The sequence below is a fragment of the Pseudomonas fluorescens genome, assembly GCF_018614775.1.
GTDB classification, from domain to species: Bacteria; Pseudomonadota; Gammaproteobacteria; order Pseudomonadales; family Pseudomonadaceae; genus Aquipseudomonas; species Aquipseudomonas fluorescens_BY.
The window spans coordinates 1-21,719 of record NZ_JAGGOF010000096.1; the positions used below are offsets into that span (position 1 = coordinate 1).

25 protein-coding genes and 2 tRNA genes are annotated in these 21,719 nt (G+C 60.0%); 19 read left to right on the plus strand and 8 right to left on the minus strand.

What is annotated here, in order from left to right; all coding sequences use genetic code 11:
* Positions 1–125: 125 nt before the first annotated feature.
* The 7 genes from J7E36_RS21730 to J7E36_RS21760 form a co-directional block, all read right to left on the minus strand.
* A complete protein-coding gene (locus tag J7E36_RS21730) occupies positions 126–872 on the minus strand; it encodes a substrate-binding periplasmic protein (protein ID WP_215007659.1) in 747 nt (248 codons plus the stop codon).
* Positions 873–935: 63 nt separating this feature from the next.
* Positions 936–1,706 carry an imidazole glycerol phosphate synthase subunit HisF gene (gene hisF, locus J7E36_RS21735; protein WP_186658496.1) on the minus strand — a complete coding sequence of 257 codons (771 nt, stop codon included), beginning with the start codon at positions 1,704–1,706 and terminating at the stop codon, positions 936–938.
* Between the two features lie 9 nt (positions 1,707–1,715).
* Complete coding sequence (hisA, locus tag J7E36_RS21740) at positions 1,716–2,453, minus strand: 1-(5-phosphoribosyl)-5-[(5-phosphoribosylamino)methylideneamino]imidazole-4-carboxamide isomerase (protein ID WP_215007661.1); 738 nt, start codon at positions 2,451–2,453, stop codon at positions 1,716–1,718.
* 89 nt (positions 2,454–2,542) lie between these two features.
* Positions 2,543–2,800 (minus strand): DUF2164 domain-containing protein, encoded by a 258-nt coding sequence (locus J7E36_RS21745; RefSeq protein ID WP_215007663.1) that lies wholly within the window; start codon positions 2,798–2,800, stop codon positions 2,543–2,545.
* Positions 2,800–3,438 carry an imidazole glycerol phosphate synthase subunit HisH gene (gene hisH / locus J7E36_RS21750; protein ID WP_215007665.1) on the minus strand — a complete coding sequence of 213 codons (639 nt, stop codon included), beginning with the start codon at positions 3,436–3,438 and terminating at the stop codon, positions 2,800–2,802. Before hisH ends, J7E36_RS21745 begins: the two co-directional genes overlap by 1 nt.
* The gene (hisB, locus tag J7E36_RS21755; RefSeq protein WP_024778052.1) at positions 3,438–4,031 is read right to left on the minus strand and encodes an imidazoleglycerol-phosphate dehydratase HisB; all 594 of its coding nucleotides are present in this window, start codon (positions 4,029–4,031) and stop codon (positions 3,438–3,440) included. The genes hisH and hisB overlap by 1 nt, the downstream gene beginning before the upstream one ends.
* A 301-nt stretch (positions 4,032–4,332) precedes the next feature.
* The gene (locus J7E36_RS21760; protein WP_215007668.1) at positions 4,333–5,994 is read right to left on the minus strand and encodes an OFA family MFS transporter; all 1,662 of its coding nucleotides are present in this window, start codon (positions 5,992–5,994) and stop codon (positions 4,333–4,335) included.
* A gap of 373 nt (positions 5,995–6,367) precedes the next feature.
* Here J7E36_RS21760 and J7E36_RS21765 point away from each other — a divergent pair, with 373 nt between their 5' ends.
* The 10 genes from J7E36_RS21765 to J7E36_RS21805 all read left to right on the plus strand — a co-directional run bounded on the left by J7E36_RS21765 (position 6,368) and on the right by J7E36_RS21805 (position 14,254).
* The gene (locus J7E36_RS21765) at positions 6,368–8,590 is read left to right on the plus strand and encodes an AsmA family protein (RefSeq protein ID WP_215007671.1); all 2,223 of its coding nucleotides are present in this window, start codon (positions 6,368–6,370) and stop codon (positions 8,588–8,590) included.
* Positions 8,587–9,654 carry an A/G-specific adenine glycosylase gene (gene mutY / locus J7E36_RS21770; protein WP_215007674.1) on the plus strand — a complete coding sequence of 356 codons (1,068 nt, stop codon included), beginning with the start codon at positions 8,587–8,589 and terminating at the stop codon, positions 9,652–9,654. The genes J7E36_RS21765 and mutY overlap by 4 nt, the downstream gene beginning before the upstream one ends.
* Complete coding sequence (locus J7E36_RS21775; protein WP_215007677.1) at positions 9,651–9,923, plus strand: oxidative damage protection protein; 273 nt, start codon at positions 9,651–9,653, stop codon at positions 9,921–9,923. Before mutY ends, J7E36_RS21775 begins: the two co-directional genes overlap by 4 nt.
* A gap of 102 nt (positions 9,924–10,025) precedes the next feature.
* A tRNA-Phe gene (locus tag J7E36_RS21780) sits at positions 10,026–10,101 on the plus strand.
* A gap of 382 nt (positions 10,102–10,483) precedes the next feature.
* Positions 10,484–11,248, plus strand: a complete 765-nt coding sequence (locus tag J7E36_RS21785; RefSeq protein ID WP_269216595.1) for an NYN domain-containing protein — start codon at positions 10,484–10,486, stop codon at positions 11,246–11,248.
* A 46-nt stretch (positions 11,249–11,294) separates the two neighbouring features.
* Positions 11,295–11,429 (plus strand): MbcA/ParS/Xre antitoxin family protein, encoded by a 135-nt coding sequence (locus tag J7E36_RS25385; RefSeq protein ID WP_269216596.1) that lies wholly within the window; start codon positions 11,295–11,297, stop codon positions 11,427–11,429.
* A 109-nt stretch (positions 11,430–11,538) separates the two neighbouring features.
* Entirely contained in the window at positions 11,539–11,868 is a 330-nt protein-coding gene (locus tag J7E36_RS21790; protein ID WP_215007680.1) for a DHCW motif cupin fold protein, read from the plus strand.
* A 66-nt stretch (positions 11,869–11,934) separates the two neighbouring features.
* Positions 11,935–12,342, plus strand: a complete 408-nt coding sequence (locus J7E36_RS21795) for a hypothetical protein (protein WP_215007683.1) — start codon at positions 11,935–11,937, stop codon at positions 12,340–12,342.
* A 241-nt stretch (positions 12,343–12,583) separates the two neighbouring features.
* Positions 12,584–13,639 carry a PDDEXK nuclease domain-containing protein gene (locus J7E36_RS21800; protein ID WP_215007686.1) on the plus strand — a complete coding sequence of 352 codons (1,056 nt, stop codon included), beginning with the start codon at positions 12,584–12,586 and terminating at the stop codon, positions 13,637–13,639.
* A gap of 168 nt (positions 13,640–13,807) precedes the next feature.
* On the plus strand, positions 13,808–14,254 hold the full coding sequence (locus J7E36_RS21805) for a hypothetical protein (RefSeq protein ID WP_215007689.1): 447 nt from the start codon (positions 13,808–13,810) through the stop codon (positions 14,252–14,254).
* A gap of 9 nt (positions 14,255–14,263) precedes the next feature.
* Here J7E36_RS21805 and J7E36_RS21810 read toward each other — a convergent pair whose 3' ends face one another.
* Positions 14,264–14,716: a carboxypeptidase regulatory-like domain-containing protein gene (locus tag J7E36_RS21810; RefSeq protein ID WP_215007692.1), complete on the minus strand. Its 453-nt coding sequence runs from the start codon at positions 14,714–14,716 to the stop codon at positions 14,264–14,266.
* 190 nt (positions 14,717–14,906) lie between these two features.
* Between J7E36_RS21810 and vapB the strand changes: the two genes are divergently transcribed.
* From vapB to J7E36_RS21855, 9 genes are all read left to right on the plus strand, one after another.
* Complete coding sequence (vapB, locus tag J7E36_RS21815) at positions 14,907–15,137, plus strand: type II toxin-antitoxin system VapB family antitoxin (RefSeq protein WP_215007695.1); 231 nt, start codon at positions 14,907–14,909, stop codon at positions 15,135–15,137.
* Positions 15,137–15,556: a type II toxin-antitoxin system tRNA(fMet)-specific endonuclease VapC gene (vapC, locus tag J7E36_RS21820; RefSeq protein WP_215007698.1), complete on the plus strand. Its 420-nt coding sequence runs from the start codon at positions 15,137–15,139 to the stop codon at positions 15,554–15,556. The genes vapB and vapC overlap by 1 nt, the downstream gene beginning before the upstream one ends.
* A gap of 344 nt (positions 15,557–15,900) precedes the next feature.
* Positions 15,901–16,674, plus strand: coding sequence for an ABC transporter ATP-binding protein (locus J7E36_RS21825; protein ID WP_215007701.1), 774 nt, complete (start codon positions 15,901–15,903; stop codon positions 16,672–16,674).
* Positions 16,675–16,687: 13 nt separating this feature from the next.
* Positions 16,688–17,440, plus strand: coding sequence for an ABC transporter substrate-binding protein (locus J7E36_RS21830; RefSeq protein WP_215007704.1), 753 nt, complete (start codon positions 16,688–16,690; stop codon positions 17,438–17,440).
* A 78-nt stretch (positions 17,441–17,518) separates the two neighbouring features.
* Positions 17,519–18,214, plus strand: a complete 696-nt coding sequence (locus tag J7E36_RS21835) for an ABC transporter permease (protein WP_215007706.1) — start codon at positions 17,519–17,521, stop codon at positions 18,212–18,214.
* Complete coding sequence (locus J7E36_RS21840; RefSeq protein WP_215007709.1) at positions 18,211–18,900, plus strand: ABC transporter permease; 690 nt, start codon at positions 18,211–18,213, stop codon at positions 18,898–18,900. The genes J7E36_RS21835 and J7E36_RS21840 overlap by 4 nt, the downstream gene beginning before the upstream one ends.
* Positions 18,881–20,113, plus strand: coding sequence for a methyltransferase (locus J7E36_RS21845; RefSeq protein ID WP_215007712.1), 1,233 nt, complete (start codon positions 18,881–18,883; stop codon positions 20,111–20,113). Before J7E36_RS21840 ends, J7E36_RS21845 begins: the two co-directional genes overlap by 20 nt.
* Before the next feature lie 331 nt (positions 20,114–20,444).
* Positions 20,445–21,269 (plus strand): FkbM family methyltransferase, encoded by an 825-nt coding sequence (locus tag J7E36_RS21850; RefSeq protein WP_215007715.1) that lies wholly within the window; start codon positions 20,445–20,447, stop codon positions 21,267–21,269.
* A gap of 75 nt (positions 21,270–21,344) precedes the next feature.
* Positions 21,345–21,420, plus strand: a tRNA-Thr gene (locus J7E36_RS21855).
* The last annotated feature ends 299 nt before the right edge of the window (positions 21,421–21,719 follow it).

A 21,719-nucleotide genomic window follows, 5' to 3' on the forward strand; every position in this document is an offset into this window, starting at 1 on the left:
AAAATCATTAGGCCAGTTCAAGCCCGCTCCCACAGGGGCCAGAGGTGCCTGCAAATAATGCGCTCCCCGCTGCCAATGTGGGAGCGAGCCTGCTCGCGATGGGGCCAGGTCAGCCGGCGAATCTCTCAGAGATACCGCGCCATGATCGCGTCCACCGCGCCTTCCTGGCGCAGTTCATCCAGGGCTTTCTGCAGCCGGACGACCACGTCATCGGGCACGTCCTTGTTCAGGGCCAGGTACAACTCGGCACTGTTGAATCGCAAGACGGTCTTGAGATCACTCACGCCTTCCTGGCGCGCCAGGTAGCGTCCGGCCGGGTCGCCGGTGGCCCACAGGTCGATCTGACCGTTGACCAGTTTCCTGGCGTTGTCCTGATCGCGCAGCACAACAATCGGGTTCAGCCCTTGCTTGCCAAGGGTTTCGGCAATCGCGTCACCCTTGTAGGCGCCAATTTTGTATTGGCGCGCCTGCTCCAGCGAGTCGAGGGTAATCTTGCTGTCCGCCCTGGCGAGCATGATCCAGTCATCCGGGCCGATCGGGCCGACCCATTTGAAGAGCTTTTCACGCTCTGGCAGCCGCGCCGTGACGAACACCCCGTAGCCGGGATTCTCCAGGGCGAGCTTGTAGATGCGCTCCCAGGGAAAACGCAGCGTCAGGCTGTAGCTGATATCGGCGCGCTTGAAGATTTCGCGGACGATGTCCACGGCAATGCCATGGATGTTCTCGTCCTGGGCGAAGTTCTTGCCGTTCTTGGCCATGTTGTACGGCGGGAAGTTTTCCGTCAGCAGCACCAGCGATGTATCCGCGGCGCGGGCGGCGCCTGCGAGCAGCAAGGTGGCACCGGCAAAGGCAAGAACGAGGCGTTTGAGCATGTGAGGCTACCGCAATCCATGGTGTGCCCAAGAGTGCCTCGGGCCCGCCATGGTGTCCAGCAATCAGCGAATGCAGATACCGCGCTGCGCCATGTAGGCCTTGGCTTCCGGCACCGTGTATTCGCCAAAGTGGAAAATACTCGCCGCCAGCACCGCGCTGGCATGGCCTTCCAGAATGCCGTCGGCCAGATGCTGCAGGTTGCCGACGCCACCGGAGGCGATCACAGGAATGCCCAAGGCGTCGCTGATGGCGCGGGTGACGCCCAGGTCGAAGCCGTTCTTCATGCCGTCCTGGTCCATGCTGGTCAGCAGGATCTCACCGGCACCCAGGCCTTCCATCTTCTTCGCCCATTCAACGGCGTCGAGACCGGTAGGCTTGCGGCCGCCGTGGGTGAAGATTTCCCAGCGCGGGGTTTCGCCCGGGCCCGACACCTTCTTCGCGTCGATGGCGACGACAATGCACTGCGAGCCAAAGCGCTGGGCCGCTTCACCGACGAATTCCGGGTTGAACACTGCCGCCGTGTTGATCGACACCTTGTCCGCGCCAGCGTTGAGCAGGTTGCGGATGTCCTGCACGGTACGCACGCCACCGCCCACGGTCAGCGGGATGAACACCTGGCTGGCCATGCGCTCGACGGTGTGCAGCGTGGTGTCGCGGCCGTCGACGCTGGCCGTGATGTCGAGGAAGGTGATCTCGTCCGCGCCCTGTTCGTCGTAGCGACGGGCGATTTCCACCGGGTCGCCGGCGTCACGGATGTTCTCGAACTTGACGCCCTTGACCACCCGGCCGTTGTCCACGTCCAGGCAAGGGATGATGCGTTTGGCCAGCGCCATGGTAAGTCCTCAGCCTTTGTAGGCATCGCAGAAGGCTTGGGCCTCAGCGACATCCAGCGTGCCTTCGTAGATGGCGCGACCGGTGATCGCCCCGATGATGCGCGGCGCCTTGGCGTCGAGCAGCGCCTTGATGTCGCCCAGGTTATGAATGCCGCCGGAGGCGATGACCGGAATCTTCGTGGCCGCCGCCAGGGCAGCGGTGAACGGGACGTTGCAGCCCTGCATCATGCCGTCTTTGGCGATGTCGGTGTAGACGATGGCAGACACGCCATCCGCCTCGAAGCGCTTGGCCAGGTCGATCACCTGCACGGTGCTGACTTCGGCCCAACCGTCGGTGGCGACGAAACCGTCCTTGGCGTCCAGGCCAACGATGACCTTGCCCGGGAAGGCGCGGCAGGCTTCGGCGACGAACTCCGGCTCTTTCACGGCCTTGGTGCCGATGATCACATAGCTCACGCCGGCCTTGACGTAGTGCTCGATGGTTTCCAGGGAGCGGATGCCGCCGCCGATCTGGATCGGCAGGTTCGGATAACGCCTGGCAATCGCGGTCACTACTTCGCCGTTGACCGGCTGCCCTTCGAAGGCACCGTTCAGGTCGACCAGATGCAGGCGACGGCAACCACCCTCCACCCACTTGGCGGCCATGCTCACCGGGTCATCGGAGAATACCGTGGAGTCTTCCATCCGGCCCTGGCGCAGACGTACGCAAGCGCCGTCCTTCAGATCGATAGCGGGGATAATGAGCATGCTTTTCCTTCGTCAAAGAGCTGCAAGCTGCAAGCTATTAGCTGCAAGCAGGCCGCGTTTCAATTCTTGCAGCTTGAGGCTGGAAGCTTTCAGCTGCTCTTTTCTAGAGCCCACAAGTCGCTTTCAATGCTTTCGAACCTTTCTTTAAGGTGCGCCTGCACATCGAAAATCGCCCTGTTGTAGTAATGCGGAGCTATTTCGCGGGTAAACAGGTCAAGAATTTCCGCCGCTTCGAACGAACCGAGGTCCAGTTCGAAACGCTCCTCCATGAACCGCTGGATCTTGCGGTTCGCTTCACTCTCCTGTTCAGGCGTGAGGGTCAGGATGGGCGGTTTCTTGCGGGCCATTACCAGCGACCGTCCCACGCGGCGAAGTTCTGCAACAGTTGCAGGCCATGGGTATGGCTCTTCTCCGGGTGGAACTGCACGGCGAAGCGCGAACCGTCGGCCAGGGCCGCGGCGAAATCGACGCCATAGTGACCGCTGCCCACCACCTGCCGCGCGTTGCCGGCCGCGATGTAGTAGCTGTGCACGAAGTAGAAGCGCGCCAGGTCCGGGATGTTGTGCCACAGCGGGTGATCCACCGCCTGCTTCACTTCATTCCAGCCCATGTGCGGGACTTTCAGGTGCTCGTTGCCTTCATGCAGGTCCTTGCCGAAAAACTTTACCTGGCCCGGGAACATACCGATGCAATCGACACCGGTGTTCTCTTCGCTGCGCTCAAGCAAGGCCTGCATGCCCACGCAGATGCCCAGGAACGGACGGTCCTGGCTGACTTCCTGGACCAGCGAGTCGAAGCCCAGGCGGCGAATCTCCGCCATGCAATCGCGAATCGCGCCAACGCCGGGGAATACCACCCGGTCGGCTTCACGAATCACGTCGGCATCGCTGGTGATCAACACCTTGCCGGCGCCTACGTGCTCGAGGGCCTTGGCCACCGAGTGCAGGTTGCCCATGCCGTAATCGATAACCGCAACCGTCTGCATTACAGGACGCCCTTGGTCGAGGGCATCTGCCCGGCCATGCGGTCATCGAGCTCAACAGCCATGCGCAACGCGCGGCCGAACGCCTTGAACACGGTTTCGATCTGGTGGTGGGTGTTGTGCCCGCGCAGGTTGTCGATGTGCAGCGTCACGTTGGCGTGGTTGACGAAGCCCTGGAAAAACTCCTGGAACAGGTCAACGTCGAAGCCGCCGACGGTCGCGCGGGTGTACGGCACGTGCATCTGCAGGCCCGGACGACCGGAGAAGTCGATGACCACCCGTGACAGCGCCTCATCGAGCGGCACATAGGCATGGCCGTAGCGACGGATGCCCTTTTTGTCGCCGATGGCTTGGGTGAACGCCTGTCCCAGGGTAATGCCGACGTCTTCCACTGTGTGGTGGTCGTCGATATGCAGGTCGCCCTTGCTGACGATGTCCAGGTCGATCAGCCCGTGACGGGCGATCTGGTCCAGCATGTGCTCAAGAAAAGGCACGCCGATATCAAACCGGGCCTTTCCGGTGCCATCCAGGTTGATCGAGGCTTTGATCTGGGTTTCCAGAGTGTCGCGCTCGACAGACGCCTTACGTTCGGCCATCACCAGCTCCGCAAAATCATTGGGCGAAAAAGGCAGCCATTATAGGGGCGCGAGCGGCAAACAGAAACACGAGAGGTGATATCACTGACGGGCTGTTTCCTATCCTGTCGGCGCTAGACATGTCCGTACAAGCGATGGACGCAGATGGTTGCCATCGCCAGAAACAAATGTGGGAGCGAGCCTGCTCGCGATGAGGGCGTGTCAGCAGCAAAGATGCCGACTGACACGCCCTCATCGCGAGCAGGCTCGCTCCCACAGGGTTCACCCGAAACCGATGGTTCCGGGATCACCTCGATATTGCTTAGTGAAACAACACCGCCGTCTTCTGCAGGGTCACCCACACGCCCCACGCCAACGGAATGCCCACCACCAGCCAGGCAGCGATCACCAGCGGCTTGGTGCCCGGTGCGGCTTTCCATTCCAGCGAGGTGCTGCTGTCGGCCCCCTTGTCATGGCCCAGCGCCTGTTCGGCGGCCAGTTCGGCGTCGGTCATGAAGTATTTGTCGGCGACCGGGCGAACCATCAGGTTGCACAGGAAACCCAGCACCAGCAGGCCGGCCAGGATGTACAGGGTGATGTCATAGGCCGCGGCACGTTCAACGCCGATGCTCAGTTGATATTCACGCAGGTAGTTCACCAGTACCGGACCCAGCACGCCGGCTGCTGCCCAGGCGGTCAACAGGCGACCGTGGATAGCGCCAACCATTTGCGTACCGAACAGGTCCGCCAGGTAGGCCGGTACAGTGGCGAAACCGCCGCCGTACATCGACAGGATGATGCAGAACGCCGCCACGAACAGTGCAATGCTGCCCAGGTGACCGAGGTTCGGGATCAGCGCGTACAGGGCAACACCCAGGGCGAAGAACACGAAGTAAGTGTTTTTACGGCCCAGGTAATCCGAGAAGGATGCCCAGAAGAACCGTCCACCGATGTTGAACAGGCTCAGCAGACCGGTGAAGCCGGCCGCGATGGCTGCAATCTGGCCCAGTTGGGTAGCGTCCAACTGGCCGAAAGGCAAGTCGTTGCCGAGCAGCTTGCCGCCGAACACTTCTTGCAACAGTGGCGAAGCCATGCCGATGATGCCGATACCGGCTGAAACGTTCAGGCACAGCACCAGCCATACCAGACGGAATTGCGGGGTTTTCCAGGCGACGTTCACGTGAACGTGGCGATGGGTGATCATCGCGTTCGCGGCTTTCTTCGGCGCCGGGGTCCAGCCTTCAGGCTTCCAGCCAGTCGGCGGAACGCGATACGACAAGGCGCCACCGATCATGAACACGAAGTAGATCGCTGCCATGACCAGGAAGCTCTGCCACACGCCTACGCCCGTTGGCGAAGCGAAATGGCTCATCAGCGCCGCCGCCAGCGGTGCACCGACCATCGCGCCGCCGCCGAAACCCATGATCGCCATGCCGGTGGCCATGCCACGCTTGTCCGGGAACCACTTGATCAGGGTCGAAACCGGAGAAATGTAGCCCAGGCCCAGGCCGATACCACCGATCACGCCGGAACCGACCCACATCAGCCAGATCTGGTGGGTATAGATACCCAACGCGGAAATCAGCAGGCCACCGCACCAGCACAACGCCGATACAACGCCGGCCTTGCGTGGCCCGGCGTGTTCAAGCCAGCCACCCCAGATGGCTGCCGAGCAACCGAGGAAGATGAAGAACAGGGTGTAGATCCAGCCGAGCATCGAGATCGGCCAGTCGCATTGGGACGAAAAGACTTGCGAGATGAAGCTCATGTCCGGTGCACAGGCCACTGGCTTGGTCACCCCCAAGGCCTTGGACAGCGGCAACCAGAACACCGAGAAGCCGTAGGCCATGCCGATGCAAAGGTGAATGGCCAGCGCGGCCGGTGGAACCAGCCAGCGGTTGAAACCGGACTTGGCGATGATGCGTTCCTTGGAGAGGAACGCAGGCTGGTCGGCGATGCCGCCGGCCGTGATGCTCGTGCTCATTGTGAATCCCCCAGTTATTAGAATGATTCGCCAGCCACGCATCACCCTCAGCCTTCATTGCACGCAGGCATGGCTGTATTTTCTGGTGAAGCTCCATTGGCTGCGACATCAAGTCGCAAAACGACGGCGAACAGGCAAAGGTTACCACTTGCTCGTGACAGAAAAGCCAAAGTGATATCACCTTTTTCATGTCACCTGTCTTATCGCACCTGTGCCCGGTTTCTGTAGGGTGCTAATCATTTATTTTTCAGAAGCCTGTTTTCAAGGGCTGTTGCTGTACGAAAGCCTCAACCAACGATCAGCCAACGCACCACCAATTCACAGCGTTATACTCCCAGGCTGAATTTTGAACTCAACCTATAAGGATTCGCCCATGAAAGCGTTCGGCAAAATCCTGGGTCTGGTACTTCTCGGGCTGTTGCTGATCATTGTGGCGCTGGGCTTCGCCCTGACCCACCTCTTCGATCCCAACGACTATAAGGAAGAGATCCGCCAGATAGCCCGCGACAAAGCCCACATTGAGCTGACCCTCAATGGCGACATCGGCTGGAGCCTGTTTCCATGGCTGGGGCTGGAATTGCACGAAGCCAGCGTGGCGACCCTGGCGAATCCGAAACAACCTTTCGCCGACCTGCAGATGCTCGGCCTCTCGGTCCGGGTGCTGCCGCTGCTGCGCAAGGAAGTGCAGATGAGCGATGTACGGGTCGAAGGCCTGAACCTGCGACTCAACCGTGACGAGAACGGTCACGGCAACTGGGAAGACATTGGCAAGGTGCCCGCCGCTACGACCACGGTGAACGCACCGACATCGGCTGAACAGCCTGCACCGCCCACCACCCCGACCGAAAAACCGGCCCAGCCGACCCGCCTGGACATCGACAGCCTGACTGTGAACAACGCCCGGGTCGAATACACCGATGAACAGACCGGCAAGCAGTTCACCGCCGAAAGTATCCAGCTGAGCACCGGCGCGGTCCACGACTCCACCAACATCCCGGTCACCCTCACCGCCTTCCTGTCCAGCAACCAGCCCGCAGTGCGCGTGCGCACCGAGATCACCGGCGAGCTGCGCTTCGAGCGCGCACTGCAACGCTACAGGTTCGAAGACCTGAAACTGTCCGGTGAAGCCACGGGCGATCCCTTGCAAGGCAAGTCGCTGAACTTCGCCGCCCAAGGCCAACTGCTCCTCGACAAGGCGGCAAACGTTGCCGAGTGGACCGGCATCAAGCTGTCCCTCAACCAACTACGCGCCCTGGGTGAACTGAAGGTCAATGACCTCGACAAGACCCCACAACTCAACGGCGGCCTTTCGATTGCCCAGTTCGACCTGGCGAAATTTGTCGACAGCGTCGGCCAGAAACTCCCCGCCATGGCTGAAGGCAGCCTGAGCAAGGTCGAGCTGGTCAGCCGCATCGCCGGCACGCCGAGCAGTGTCGAATTCAGCAACATCAACCTGAAGGTCGATGACAGCAGCTTCAGCGGACGTATCGCCGTGGAGGATTTCGCCAAGCAGTCCCTGCGTGCGCAGCTCAAGGCCGACACCTTCAACGTCGATCGCTACCTGCCGCCAAAGTCTGCCGAGGCCGACAGTTCCAAGGCGGCCCGTGAGGTTGAAGTCAGCAACACCGAGGCCAGCGCCATGGCCGGCGCCGGCACCACCCCGCTGCCGAGTGCTCCGACCCAAGGCGCCTGGAGCAACGACCGACTGTTCCCGGTGGAACGCCTGAGCAAGCTGGACCTCGATGCCGACCTGACCTTCGGCCAACTGCCCCTCGACAACCTGCCGATCCAGAACGCCGCGCTCAAGGCCACGGGCCAGGGTGGCCTGTTGACCCTGGAAAACCTGCGAGGCGACCTGTACAGCGGCAACTTCGAGGCCAAGGGCACCCTGGACTTACGCCAGCCCACGCCGCAGTTGAGCCTGCAGACCCGCATCAATCGGGTTCCGGCCGAAAAGATCATTGAAAGCCAGGGCAAGAATCCGCCGGTCAAAGGGCTGGTCACGCTCAACAGCGCGGTGACCGCCAGCGGCAACAGCCAGAAAGCCCTGATCGACAGCCTCAACGGCAACGCCGGGTTTGTCATCAACGACGGCGTGCTGCTCAATGCCAACCTCGAACAGCAACTGTGCAAAGGCATCGCCACGCTCAATCGCAAGGCCCTCAGCGGTGAACCCAGGGGCAAGGACACGCCGTTCCAGCAACTCAACGGCAACCTCACGTTCCACAATGGCGTGGCCAGCAACCCTGACCTGAAAGTGCGCATCCCCGGCATGACAGTCAACGGCAACGGCGACATCGATCTACGGGTGCTGGGCATGGATTACCGTGTCGGCATCATCGTCGAAGGCGACAAGAGCGACATGCCCGACCCGGCCTGCCAGGTCAACGAACGCTACGTCGATATCGAATGGCCGTTGCGCTGCCGCGGCCCATTGGAACTGGGCGCGAAGGCCTGCCGCCTGGACAACGAGGGGATGGGCAAGGTCGCAGCGAAACTCGCTGGCGAGCGCCTCGAAGACAAGATCGACGAAAAGCTGGGCGACAAGGTCAGCCCTGAGTTGAAAAACGCGCTCAAGGGGCTGTTCAAGCGATGACCGCCGAGCAATTCTCCAGCGCCGTACTGGACTGGTTTGACCGCCACGGGCGCCACGATCTGCCCTGGCAACAGGGCATCAACCCGTATCGGGTGTGGGTCTCGGAAATCATGTTGCAGCAGACCCAGGTCAGCACCGTGCTCGGTTACTTCGACCGGTTCATGGCCTCGCTGCCCACGGTCCAGGCCCTGGCCGCCGCACCCGAGGACGAAGTCCTGCATCTGTGGACCGGGCTGGGCTACTACACCCGTGCGCGCAACCTGCAGAAAACCGCCAGGATTGTCGTCGACCAATACGGCGGCGAATTTCCCCGGGATGTGGAAAGGCTTACCGAGCTGCCGGGGATCGGCCTGTCCACCGCCGGCGCCATCGCCAGTATCAGCATGGGCCTGCGAGCGCCGATCCTCGACGGCAACGTCAAGCGGGTGCTGGCGCGCTTCACCGCCCAGGAAGGCTACCCGGGCGAGCCCAAGGTGGCGAAACAGCTATGGGCCACCGCCGAGCGCTTCACGCCCCAGGACCGGGTCAACGCCTACACCCAGGCGATGATGGACCTGGGTGCCACCCTCTGTACCCGCAGCAAACCCAGTTGCCTGCTCTGCCCGCTGAAAAAGGGTTGCGAGGCCCATATGCTTGGCCTGGAAACCCGCTACCCGATTCCCAAGCCACGCAAGGAGGTGCCGAAAAAGCGCACCTTGATGCCGATGCTGGCCAACCGCGAAGGCGCGATCCTGCTTTACCGTCGCCCTTCCACCGGTCTGTGGGGCGGCCTCTGGAGCCTGCCGGAACTCGATGATCTCGACGACCTGCAACACCTGGCCCTGCAACACTCGCTGGAACTCGGCAACCAACAGGAACTGCCGAGCCTGGTGCACACCTTCAGCCATTTTCAGCTGGCCATCGAACCCTGGCTGGTCCGGGTCCGCGAAACCGGCCACCACGTGGCCGAGGCCGACTGGCTCTGGTATAACCTCGCCACCCCGCCGCGCCTGGGCCTCGCCGCCCCGGTCAAGACCTTGCTCGAACGCGCGGCCGCCGTATTGAACGCAGGAGAGTTGCAATGACCCGCACCATCATGTGCCGCAAGTACAAAGAAGAACTGGACGGCCTGGAACGCGCACCGTTCCCGGGCCCCAAGGGCCAGGACATCTACGACAACGTCTCGGCCAAGGCCTGGGGCGACTGGCAGAAACACCAGACCCTGCTGATCAACGAAAAGCGCCTGAACATGATGAACGCCGAAGACCGCAAATACCTTCAAGGCGAAATGGACAAGTTCTTTTCCGGCGAAGATTACGCCAAGGCCGAAGGCTACGTGCCGCCGTCCGAATAAGCTGTCCGGACCGGGGGCGGATCGTAAGCGACGGTAATAATTAAATATTTTTTGCTAACGTGCTTGACGCCCCCCCGAAAAACCCGTTTAATGCGCCCCGTTGCCCAGATAGCTCAGTCGGTAGAGCAGGGGATTGAAAATCCCCGTGTCGGCGGTTCGATTCCGTCTCTGGGCACCAAATACCGAAAACCCCGATCAAGCAATTGATCGGGGTTTTTTATTGTCTGGGGTTTCTTTCCTTGCCAGCTCGGCTCGTTGCTTACCGTTGGGACGCCCTCAACGTCTAACCAGCTTAAGTGTTGCAGCCAGTTTCCGTCTTTGATCAGCGCATCACGAGCGATTAAGCTCTGCCTCACCTTACGCCGCGATGGCGTTGTCGAAGGCACTGCCCCAACCAGGGATCACGTCTGCTTCCTTCGCAGTGATATTTGCATCACACGCAGAATCTGCGTAATACTGCCCCCAACAACTAACCCTCTTGACCGGCGTGGCCTGACCATCTGGTTGGAGGGGGAAAAAGCCGGCGCAAGCCGGTTTTTTCGTTTCTGGAGCATTGAAACATGCAGGGATCGCCCGAGTTCAAACCTCTGCGCACCCGTGTCTACATCGATGGCTACAACTTCTACTACGGTTGCCTGAAGGGGACCGCGTACAAATGGCTGGACCCACTGGCACTTTTCGAAAAACACGTCTTGCCGTCAGCGTTGATCAAGGACAGAAACAATCTCGTCAGGCGATCAGTGTTGCTAACCTGTCCCTCGATAAAATTTTTCACGGCCAAAATCATTGAAACCGTGGCGCGGGCTCCGGACTCAGTTTCATCTCAAGCCCGTTATCACACCGCCCTGCGCAAGCTGTACCAAGACCGCATCGAATTAGTGGAAGGCTATTACGCCGTTAACCGATTGAAGGTAAAAGTCGTCGATGCCAGCAATCCAAGCCGTCCTCCGCGCGAATGCGAGGAAATACAGGCCTGGAAAGTTGAAGAAAAGCAGAGCGATGTGAACCTGTCTCTGCAGGTGTATCACGATGCAATTACTGGCGCGATTGATCACGCCGTTGTTGTCACGAACGACACAGACATTGCTCCGGCGCTGCAGATGATCCGTAAGTTTACGACCGTCAGGGTGGGCCTTGTCGTTCCAACAACCAACCGGGAGCGAATCCCAAATACCGAGCTTGCCGAACTTGCTCATTGGAAACGTACTCATATCACTCATGCAGAGCTTGCGGCGTGTCAGACCCCGCGTAATTCCCGGACGAAAAGCCACGGTAAAACCGGAGTCCTGGTATGCACGCCCCGATTTGCTAAGCAAGGTCCTTGATTTGGTTATCCCCATCCGAGGAGATCGCGGCAAGACGTTTAAGTGGATGGAGCAACCCAATAGTCACTTGAACGGCCACCGGCCCATCGAGCTGGTGGAAACAGAGCAGGGAACAGAGCAGGTGCTGAGCTACATCCATGGCTGGCTAGCCCATCAGGCTGCTCACCAGGAACAGATGTAACCGTCATCAACAATCGCCAATGTACTCTGTCGGACTACCCCCTTCCTCCCACCAGCAGACTCAGCTACATTCGACCCTCGTTGCTTCACCCCCCAACAAACGAGTCGACATGGACATCACCGGCATCCCCTTCGGCACCACCGACTGGTCAACCATCGAGCCCACCGAACACAAAGGCGTCACCGGCACGGCGTATTGGCGCACCCGGCAGTTCGGGAACATCCGGGTGCGGATGGTGGAGTACACGGCGGGCTACCTGGCTGATCACTGGTGCACCAAGGGTCATATCCTGTTTTGCCTGAAGGGCGAGTTGAACACCGAACTGGAGGATGGGCGGCAGTTCGTGCTCAAGTCCGGCATGAGCTATCAGGTGGCCGACCAGGCCGAACCTCATCGCTCATCCACTTCGCTGGGTGCCACGTTGTTCGTGGTGGATTGAACGTCGAAGCGTGCGCCTTGAAGCTGTAGGATAGGCGACCTTATTTTCAGGTCAGGAACCCGGCCCATGGCATCGGTGAACAAACAGCAGAAACGCAACCAGCGCGCCAAGGCAAAAGCCAAGCAGAACCGGGTTCAACGTGCCGCTGCACCGAACGATTTCCTTGACCCGAACGATGAGCGCATCGATCTGGAGACGGTGGATCTGTCGGAGCTGTTCGAGGCCATGCGCGCCGCCGAAAAGCTCAGCCAGCAGGCCATGTGCACGGTCTTCCTCGAACATCCACTGCTAGCCCTCGTGCTGGAACAGGAAGGTGAGGAAGAAGCCACCGACTTCATCTTTACCGCCCTGATCGAATATCGCCGCCTGACCACGGGTGTCGATGAGCAAACCGCCCTGGACTGGGTGGAAAGCCCGCAGTTCCAGGCTGACTACGTCGCCGCCTCCCAGGCCCTGACGCAGAATCCAGGCTGATTTCACGCCGGCTCAAGAAGGTTGCGCGCGTCGGGTTGATCAGCCTCATCGCTGCACATCTGCATGCTTACAACCTCTTCGGATAGATCCTACAAGCCAAGGGCAAGCGGCCGGGTACCGCCTCATACCGTTCCTGCACGAATCCAAAGCATTTCCTCCCGATCTATCAGCCTCGTCCGGCATCATCGAAGCGCCGCGTGGAGCATCCTCTTGGACCGCCCACCACTCCGGTTGAAATTCGATGAGCTCACTTATCCCCCAAGACGACCCGACCCTTGCTCCACTGATCAGCGAACTGGGCGAACTGATCCGGCAGGCACGCCAGAAGGTGTTGCGCGCTGTTGATACCCTGCAAGTACAAACCTGCTGGCAGATTGGCCGACATATCGTCGAATTCGAACAGGGAGGTGCCGAGCGGGCTGCTTATGGAAAGCGCTTGTTGCCGACACTGGCAATAGAGCTTACGACGAGGTTTGGGAAAGGGTTTGATGAACGAAACCTGCGGCACATGCGCGACTTCTATCAGACATTCCAGATTTGGAACGCAGTGCGTACCGAATTGAGCTGGACCCATTACCGCACGCTGCTGCGCGTAGAGAATGACAAAGCCCGCCATTGGTACATGCACGAAACCGCCAGCCAGAACTGGTCAACCCGCGCCCTGGAACGCCAGATCGGCACGTTCTACTACGAGCGCTTATTGGCGAGCCGCGATCAGCCCGCGGTGAAGGAGGAGGCGGCCGCCAGGCTCAAGGAGATTGATCTCGGTCCCAGGGATATCGTCAGGGACCCCGTTGTCTTGGAGTTCCTCGGGCTGCCGAATGCCGGCATCCTGCTGGAGACCGACCTGGAACAGGCATTGATCGACCAGTTGCAGGGTTTCCTTCTCGAACTGGGCAAGGGCTTCGCCTTCATCGCTCGCCAGCAGCGCATCAGCACGGACAGCAAGGACTTCTACCTCGACCTGGTCTTCTACAACTACCTGCTCAAGTGTTTTGTGATTGTCGACCTCAAGCGCGGCGAACTGAGCCACCAGGACATCGGGCAAATGGACATGTACGTGCGTCTCTACGACGAGCTGAAACGCAACCCCGGCGACAAGCCCACCGTCGGCATCATCCTTTGCGCCCAGAAAGACGAATCGGTGGTGCGCTATTCCGTCTTGCAGGGTAACGAACAGCTGTTCGCCAGCCAGTACCAGTTGGTCCTGCCAACGGAGGAGGAACTGCGCCAGGCGCTGGATCGTGAAAGGGCGCGACTGGAGAACACACCAACGAGCCCAGTACCAGAGGGGTGACAGGGGATGCCAGGCCAGGGTTGCACATTTTCCAGGGCATCATCCAAGCCCATGGCGGTAAACTGCACGCCGCAAGCCAGCCAGGCAAGGGCAGCGAATTCAGCTTTACCGTGCCGAAAATCGACTGAGCCAGGCACCGCCCCTTAACAAATTGGAAACCGAAGCCCAATGGCCTCATTGAACAAGCAGCAAAAACGCGCCAAGCGCGCCAAAGACAAAGCCAAACAGATCCGCATGACCGGGCGTAAATCCATCCCGATGTATGGCGACCCGGCCCACGCCACTGCGCAACCGCCGGTCTACGTACTGGAGCTGTTCGCCAAGCTGCGCGAAGCCGAGGCAGTCAGCCGCAGTGAAATGCTCGATACGCTGCTTGCGTCCATGAGCGTGCTGATCAGCGAACGCCCAGGCCTGCTTGACCTGAAGAACGCCGAGAACGAAAGCATGGCGGCCACCAACCTGGCTGCCGACATGCTGGTGGATTACCGCATGTGGGTCGACGACATGGACCGCGAGGCGGCGCAGCGCTGGCTCAGCACCCCGGAATTCATCCAGGACTTCAGCGAGGCGCTGGACCGGTATCGCCAGTCGATGGAAGAGCTAGCCGGCGAATAAGCCAATCGGCTATTCGCCACCGTTCCAATGGAACACCAGGTTGCGTGGGGGCCCGCTGCCGACCTCGGTGGTGTCGCGACGCTCCTCACCATTACGTGACGCCACCACGGTGTACTTGCCGGGTGGCAGTTGCACGTAAACCAGCGGCCCCGCTCCGTCCAGCGTCAACAGGGTTTGCCCCGATGCGCTCTGGACGGTGACATCCACGTCCGGGACGTATTTGTTTTCCACGCCAATCGCAAAGGTCATGTGCAGGTTATACCCCTGGGCCTGCCCGATGGCGCGGGCTTCATCTTCGCCGATACCACCGGATAGATATGTAATTCCGTTCTGCTGCAGCGGTTGAACCTGCACGCCCGTGTTGTCTATGGGGGCGAGGTTGGTGGCATTGAGCATGATGGGAAACAGCAGCGCGCCAGCGACGATGAAGGGCAACCACAAGACGTAATGGACAATTTTCATGGCGAGGACTCCCCGGCTGCGAAGAACAGCTCCACATTCGTCTCGTTTGATTCTGGGTCAGTACGTAGGTTTAGATCGATTGGAAGTATCGCTTTCGTAAAGGGTGAACGCTTCGTCGCAACAGTGTATATCCCATTGACATATCCCTAACTCGCCCTATGCTTGAATCTGGTTTCGAGGAGGATTGCTGATGGAACAAACCACCCTTTTCATGAGCAACCGCAGTCAAGCGGTCCGGCTTCCCAAAGCAGTGGCAATGCCAAACGACGTCAAGCGTGTAGATGTGATTGCCATAGGCAGAACCCGCATCATCACGCCAGCCGGCGAAGCGTGGGATAGCTGGTTCGAGGGAGATACCGTGACAGCGGACTTTATGACAGAGCGTGAGCAGCCTTCAGAGCAGGAGCGCGAGTCGTTCTGATGATCAAATTCATGCTCGATACCAACATCTGTATTTTCACCATCAAGAACAAACCGCAGGTTGTGAGAGAAGCGTTCAATCTTCACCACGGCCAGCTTTGCATTAGCGCCGTCACGCTGATGGAGTTGATCTACGGCGCAGAAAAGTCATCAGCCCCTGAGAAAAATCTCGGAGTGATTGAAGGATTCTGCGCTCGCCTTGAGGTTTTACCTTTTTGTTATGAAGCGGCAGCACATACCGGAATGATCCGGGCCGAACTGGCAAAAATAGGAAAACCGATCGGTCCCTATGACCAGATGATTGCAGGTCATGCCCGTTCACGCGGACTGATAGTAGTGACCAACAATTTGAAGGAATTCGAGAGAGTCCCCGGACTGCGCGTTGAGGATTGGACCTCTGCGGCAAGGTCGGGGATCTGACGCACGCCGCTAGGACATAGCTTGGACGATCTGGAGGCATAAACGGACCGTCTGCAAATTGCGGTTACGCTCATCCAATCAACCCTTCCCACCCCCGCCCAAAGCTGGCACCATCGCGCCTTTTTTTACGCGACTCCCCCGGGATTTTCACCGGTAAACAGGGTTCAAACGGCCGTTCGGTTGTTGATGGCGCGACAGTCTGCTGTGCCGATGCGACAACCTGCCGCGCATCACCGGTTTACCCCCCGTAGCGCTGTTGGCGACCCTTCGGACGCGTGCTAGCTTGGCCGCCTCGCCATGGAAGGCAGCCAACAGCAAGGGAGCACACACCATGAGGACCGCACATGGCCCAGGCCACGCCCGCGCTTGAAATCCGCAACCTGCACAAACGCTACGGCCAGCTGGAGGTGCTCAAGGGCGTCTCGCTGACCGCCCGCGACGGCGACGTGATCTCGATTCTGGGTTCCTCCGGCTCCGGCAAGTCGACGTTCCTGCGTTGCATCAACCTGCTGGAGAACCCCAACCAGGGCGAGATCCTGGTGGCCGGCGAAGCGCTCAAGCTCAAGGCCGCTAAAAACGGTGAACTGGTGGCCGCCGACGGCAAACAGATCAACCGCATGCGCAGCGAGATTGGTTTTGTGTTTCAAAACTTTAACCTGTGGCCGCACATGAGCGTGCTCGACAACATCATCGAAGCCCCGCGCCGAGTGCTCGGCCAGAGCAAGGCCGAAGCCATCGAAGTCGCCGAAGCCCTCCTGGCCAAGGTCGGCATCGCTGACAAGCGCCACGCTTATCCTGCCGAACTCTCTGGCGGCCAGCAGCAACGCGCCGCCATCGCCCGCACCCTGGCGATGCAACCCAAGGTGATTCTGTTCGACGAGCCCACCTCCGCCCTTGACCCGGAAATGGTCCAGGAAGTACTTAGTGTGATTCGCGCCTTGGCCGAAGAAGGTCGCACCATGCTGCTGGTGACCCACGAAATGGGTTTCGCCCGTCAGGTTTCCAGCGAAGTGGTGTTCCTTCATCAGGGCCTGGTCGAGGAACAAGGAACGCCACAGCAGGTCTTCGAAAACCCGCTTTCGGCGCGCTGCAAACAATTCATGTCCAGCAACCGCTAACGGAGCAGTACATATGCAGATTTATAAGAAGTTTCTTTTGGCCGCTGCCGCCAGCCTGGTGTTCTCGGCCAATGCCATGGCGGCCGATAAGCTGAAGATGGGCATCGAAGCGGCCTACCCGCCGTTCAACAACAAGGACGCCAGCGGTCAGGTCGTGGGCTTCGACAAAGACATCGGCGACGCCCTGTGCGCCAAGATGAAAGTCGAATGCGGAGTGGAAACTTCCGATTGGGACGGCATCATCCCGGCCCTCAAGGCCAAGAAATTCGACTTCCTGATCTCCTCGCTGTCGATCACCGAAGAGCGCAAGCAGGCCGTGGACTTCACCGACCCGTACTACTCCAACAAACTGCAATTCATCGCGGCGAAAAACGTCGAATTCAAAACCGATAAAGACTCCCTCAAAGGCAAGGTCATCGGCGCCCAGCGCGCCACCCTGGCCGGCACCTGGCTGGAAGACGAACTGGGCAGCGATATCACCGCCAAGCTCTACGACACCCAGGAAAACGCTTACCTGGACCTGACCTCCGGCCGCGTCGACGCGATCCTGGCGGACAAGTACGTGAACTACGACTGGCTGAAAACTGATGCCGGCCGCGCCTACGAGTTCAAGGGCGACCCGGTGGTGGAAAGTGACAAGATCGGCATCGCCGTGCGCAAGGGTGACCCACTGCGCGACAAGCTGAACGCCGCGCTCAAGGAAATCGTCGCCGACGGCACCTATAAAAAGATCAACGACAAGTACTTCCCGTTCAACATCTATTGATGCTGACGTGCCTGGCCGGCGCTGCTGCACCGCAGCGCCGGCCTTTAGCAAAGCCTGCCGCGATATGAACACACACCCATGATGATCGATCTCTACGGATTCGGCCCGGCGCTTGCCGCCGGCGCACTGATGACCGTCAAGCTGGCACTCTCGGCCTTGTGCCTGGGGCTGCTGCTCGGCCTGCTCGGCGCCTTGGCCAAGACTTCGCCCTACAAGCCATTGCAATGGCTTGGCGGCACTTACTCGACACTGGTTCGCGGCATCCCGGAATTGCTCTGGGTGCTGCTGATCTACTTTGGCACCGTCAACCTGATGCGCGCGCTGGGCGAATACCTGGGCAATCCTGACCTGGCCCTCAACGCCTTCGCCGCTGGCGTTATCGCTTTGGGGCTGTGCTTTGGCGCCTACGCCACGGAAGTGTTTCGCGGTGCGATCCTGGCGATTCCCAAGGGCCATCGTGAAGCCGGCGCCGCCCTGGGCCTGTCGAAGTGGCGGATCTTTACCCGGTTGATCATGCCGCAGATGTGGCGTATCGCCCTGCCTGGCCTGGGCAACCTGTTCATGATCCTGATGAAAGACACGGCGCTGGTCTCGGTGATCGGCCTGGAAGAAATCATGCGCCACGCGCAAATCGGCGTCACCGTGTCCAAACAGCCGTTCACCTTCTATATGGTGGCCGCGTTCATGTACCTGGGCCTGACGGTACTCGCCATGGTCGGCATGCACCTGCTGGAACGACGCGCCGGTCGTGGTTTTATCAGGAGCACCCAATGAACTGGGAAGTCATCCTCAAGTGGCTGCCAAAACTGGCCCAGGGCGCGACCCTGACCCTGGAACTGGTGGCCATCGCCGTGATCGCCGGCCTATTGCTAGCGATTCCACTCGGCATCGCCCGCTCCTCGCGCCTGTGGTACGTGCGGGCCTTGCCCTACGCGTACATCTTCTTTTTCCGTGGCACACCGTTACTGGTTCAACTGTTCCTGGTCTATTACGGCCTGGCGCAGTTCGATGCCGTGCGCAGCAGCGCGCTGTGGCCGTACCTGCGGGACCCGTTCTGGTGCGCCACCGTCACCATGACCCTGCACACGGCCGCCTACATCGCCGAGATCCTGCGCGGCGCGATACAGGCCATCCCTCGCGGCGAGATCGAAGCCGCGCGGGCCCTGGGCATGTCGCGGCCCAAGGCGCTGTTCTACATCATGCTGCCCCGTGCCGCGCGGATCGGCCTGCCGGCCTACAGCAACGAAGTGATCCTGATGCTCAAGGCCAGTGCCCTGGCGAGCACCGTGACCTTGCTGGAGCTCACCGGCATGGCCCGCACCATCATTGCCCGGACCTACCTGCCCGTGGAGATCTTCTTCGCCGCCGGCATGTTTTACCTGCTAATGGCGTTCCTGCTGGTGCAAGGCTTCAAGCAGCTGGAGCGCTGGTTGCGCGTCGATGCCTGCCAAGGACGCTGACAGCGGTGTGCTGACGGGCGAAGCACTGCTCGCCCGCTTCACCGCGCTGGACGCGTTTCTCACGGCGCACCAAGCCTTGTGGAAACCGCGTCTGTTCACCCATCTGCAGCTACCTTGGGAAACTTCCTACCCGGATTTGGCCCAATGGCTACGCCAGCGCTCCCTGGAGGCTGCAGAACACGACCACCATCAGCCCTGGCTGATTGCGGACGCGCCAGACCCCTTCCCGGAATTGGCTGCCACCTCTCGCGCGTTGAGTGCAATCGGGCAATTGGCTGCCAAAGCGCTGCAAGCCCCCGCCCATCGCCTCAACGTCGACGTGCCCGGGCGCAAGTGGCAGCAGATCGAAGCCTTCGCCAGTTGCTTGAACTTCACCACCGAACCGACCCATTGGCTGGACTGGTGCGCCGGCAAAGGCCATCTCGGTCGACGCCTGCTGCACGGCGAACAACAACTGACCTGCCTGGAGTACGACGCGGCACTGGTCGCCAGCGGCCAACAACTGAGCCAACGCCATCGCCTGCCTATAACGCACTTGCGCCAAGACGTGCTGGCGGCGGACGCAGCCCAAGCGATCCACCCTGAAAACACACCGGTGGCCTTGCATGCCTGCGGTGACCTGCATGTGCGATTGATGCAATTGGCCAGCGCGGTCGGCTGCGCGCAACTGGCTATCGCCCCCTGCTGCTACAACCGCATCAGCGCCAAGCACTATCAACCGCTGTCCGACGCCGCCAAAGGCTCTGCCCTGCAGCTCTCCCTCGACGATCTCAGCTTGCCACTGACTGAAACCGTCACCGCTGGTGCACGGGTGCGAAGGCAACGAGACCAGTCCATGGCCCGACGCCTGGGCTTCGACCTGCTGCAACGGCAAGTCCGCGGGCGCGACGACTACCTGCCGACCCCCTCATTGCCCAATGCCTGGCTGGAAAAATCCTTCGCCCAATACTGCATCGACCTGGCAGCCTTGAAAGACTTATCCACAGTCGGCGCGCCTGATTGGGCCGCGCTGGAAGCTGCGGGCCATCAACGCTTGGCCGAAGTGCGCAACCTTGAACTGGTGCGAGGCCTTTTCCGACGCCCGCTGGAGCTTTGGCTGGTACTGGACCGGGCGCTTTTCCTCACCCAAAAAGGCTACGACGTACGCCTCGGTACTTTCTGCGAAATGCCCCTGACACCGCGAAACCTGATGTTGCTGGCAGAGCGTTACTGAGACGAAACAGCCTGTGGATAACTCTGTTGATGGAATCTGCGCGGCTCCAAGAAATCCGCGATTTCCTGACCGAATCCCCGGTGATCATTTTTTGTTCACATGGATAAAAAACCATGAAAACAGGCATTTGCGACCAAACGAGAACGCGGTCACAAAAACGCAAGGTTCAAGCGGCTGCGTCCTTTCCGTTGTGCATAAGCGTCTGAGCAAAACGACATAACCGCCGAATTCAGTGCTCCCCGGCCGCATTCATTGCCTCCAGCCTGCCCGTGCTATACAAACAACGAATGTATCGTGATTGACACCCTGCCGACACAATCAAGGACTGGCCGTGACGTTCATTTCCTACGCACAGAACTTCGAAGACATACGCCTGTGGCGCGCCCTTCAAACGGTGGAAAACGGCTTTTACCTGGATGTCGGCGCCAACCATCCGACAGATGATTCCGTCACCCGGGCGTTCTACGACCACGGCTGGCGCGGCATCAACATCGAGCCGGTGCAGGCCTACTACGACGCGCTCTGCCAACAACGCCCCAACGACATCAACCTGCAATGCGTGGCCGGCGACAACGCCGACAGCCTGACCTTCTACACCATTGCCGATACCGGGCTGTCCACCGTCGAGGCCAACGTCGCCCAACAACACCGCGACGCCGGCATGGACGTACGCACCCAGACCGTCCACTCCCGCACCCTTGCCTCAATCTGCGAGGAGCACGTTCAGGATCGCCCTATCCACTTCCTCAAAGTCGACGTCGAAGGCCACGAAGAAACCGTGCTGCGCGGCATGGACTTCACTCGCTGGCGCCCCTGGATCATCCTCATCGAAACCCCCTGGGCCCGCGACCAGACCTGGGAAACCCTCGTCACCCGTGCCGGCTACCACTCCATCCTGTTCGACGGCATCAACACCTACTACCTGGCCGAAGAACACCTGGCCCTCAAACCCGCCTTCGACATCCCGCCCTGCAACCTCGACGGTTTCCAGCTCTGCAAAGGCCACAAGTTCAGCCACCCCATCGACGACACCCACACACAACTGATCGCCGCCCTGCAACGCGCCGAACAGGCCGAAGCCCAACTCCACGCCATCCAAAACAGCCGAACCTGGCAAGCCCTGAACAAACTGCGCAACCTGCTCCACCGCGCCTGAGCTGGCGCTGCGCAAAAATAGTCAGAATTCAGGGGTTTACAGAACGCGCCCAACCGCTATAATCGTCGCCCACACGCCGGTATAGCTCAGTTGGTAGAGCAACTGACTTGTAATCAGTAGGTCCCGGGTTCGACTCCTGGTGCCGGCACCATACAAGGTTCCATAGAAAGCTTTCAAAGTCTCTGGAACCCCCGAAAAACCCGCCTTCTGGCGGGTTTTTTCGTTTTGGTGTTCCATCGGTTTCCGTCAGAAACTGGTGGATTCCAACCGTTTTAAGGGTAGAGTTTGGGATACAGGTCACTTCGATAAAAGGGAGTACCCTTATGTCGCGCACCACAGCTCCGCTCTCCGACGCAGCTTGCCGCTTGGCAAAACCTACAGACCGCGCCTACAAGCTTTTCGACGGCGATGGCCTCTATCTCCTAGTCCACCCCCGGTGTCAGGATAGTT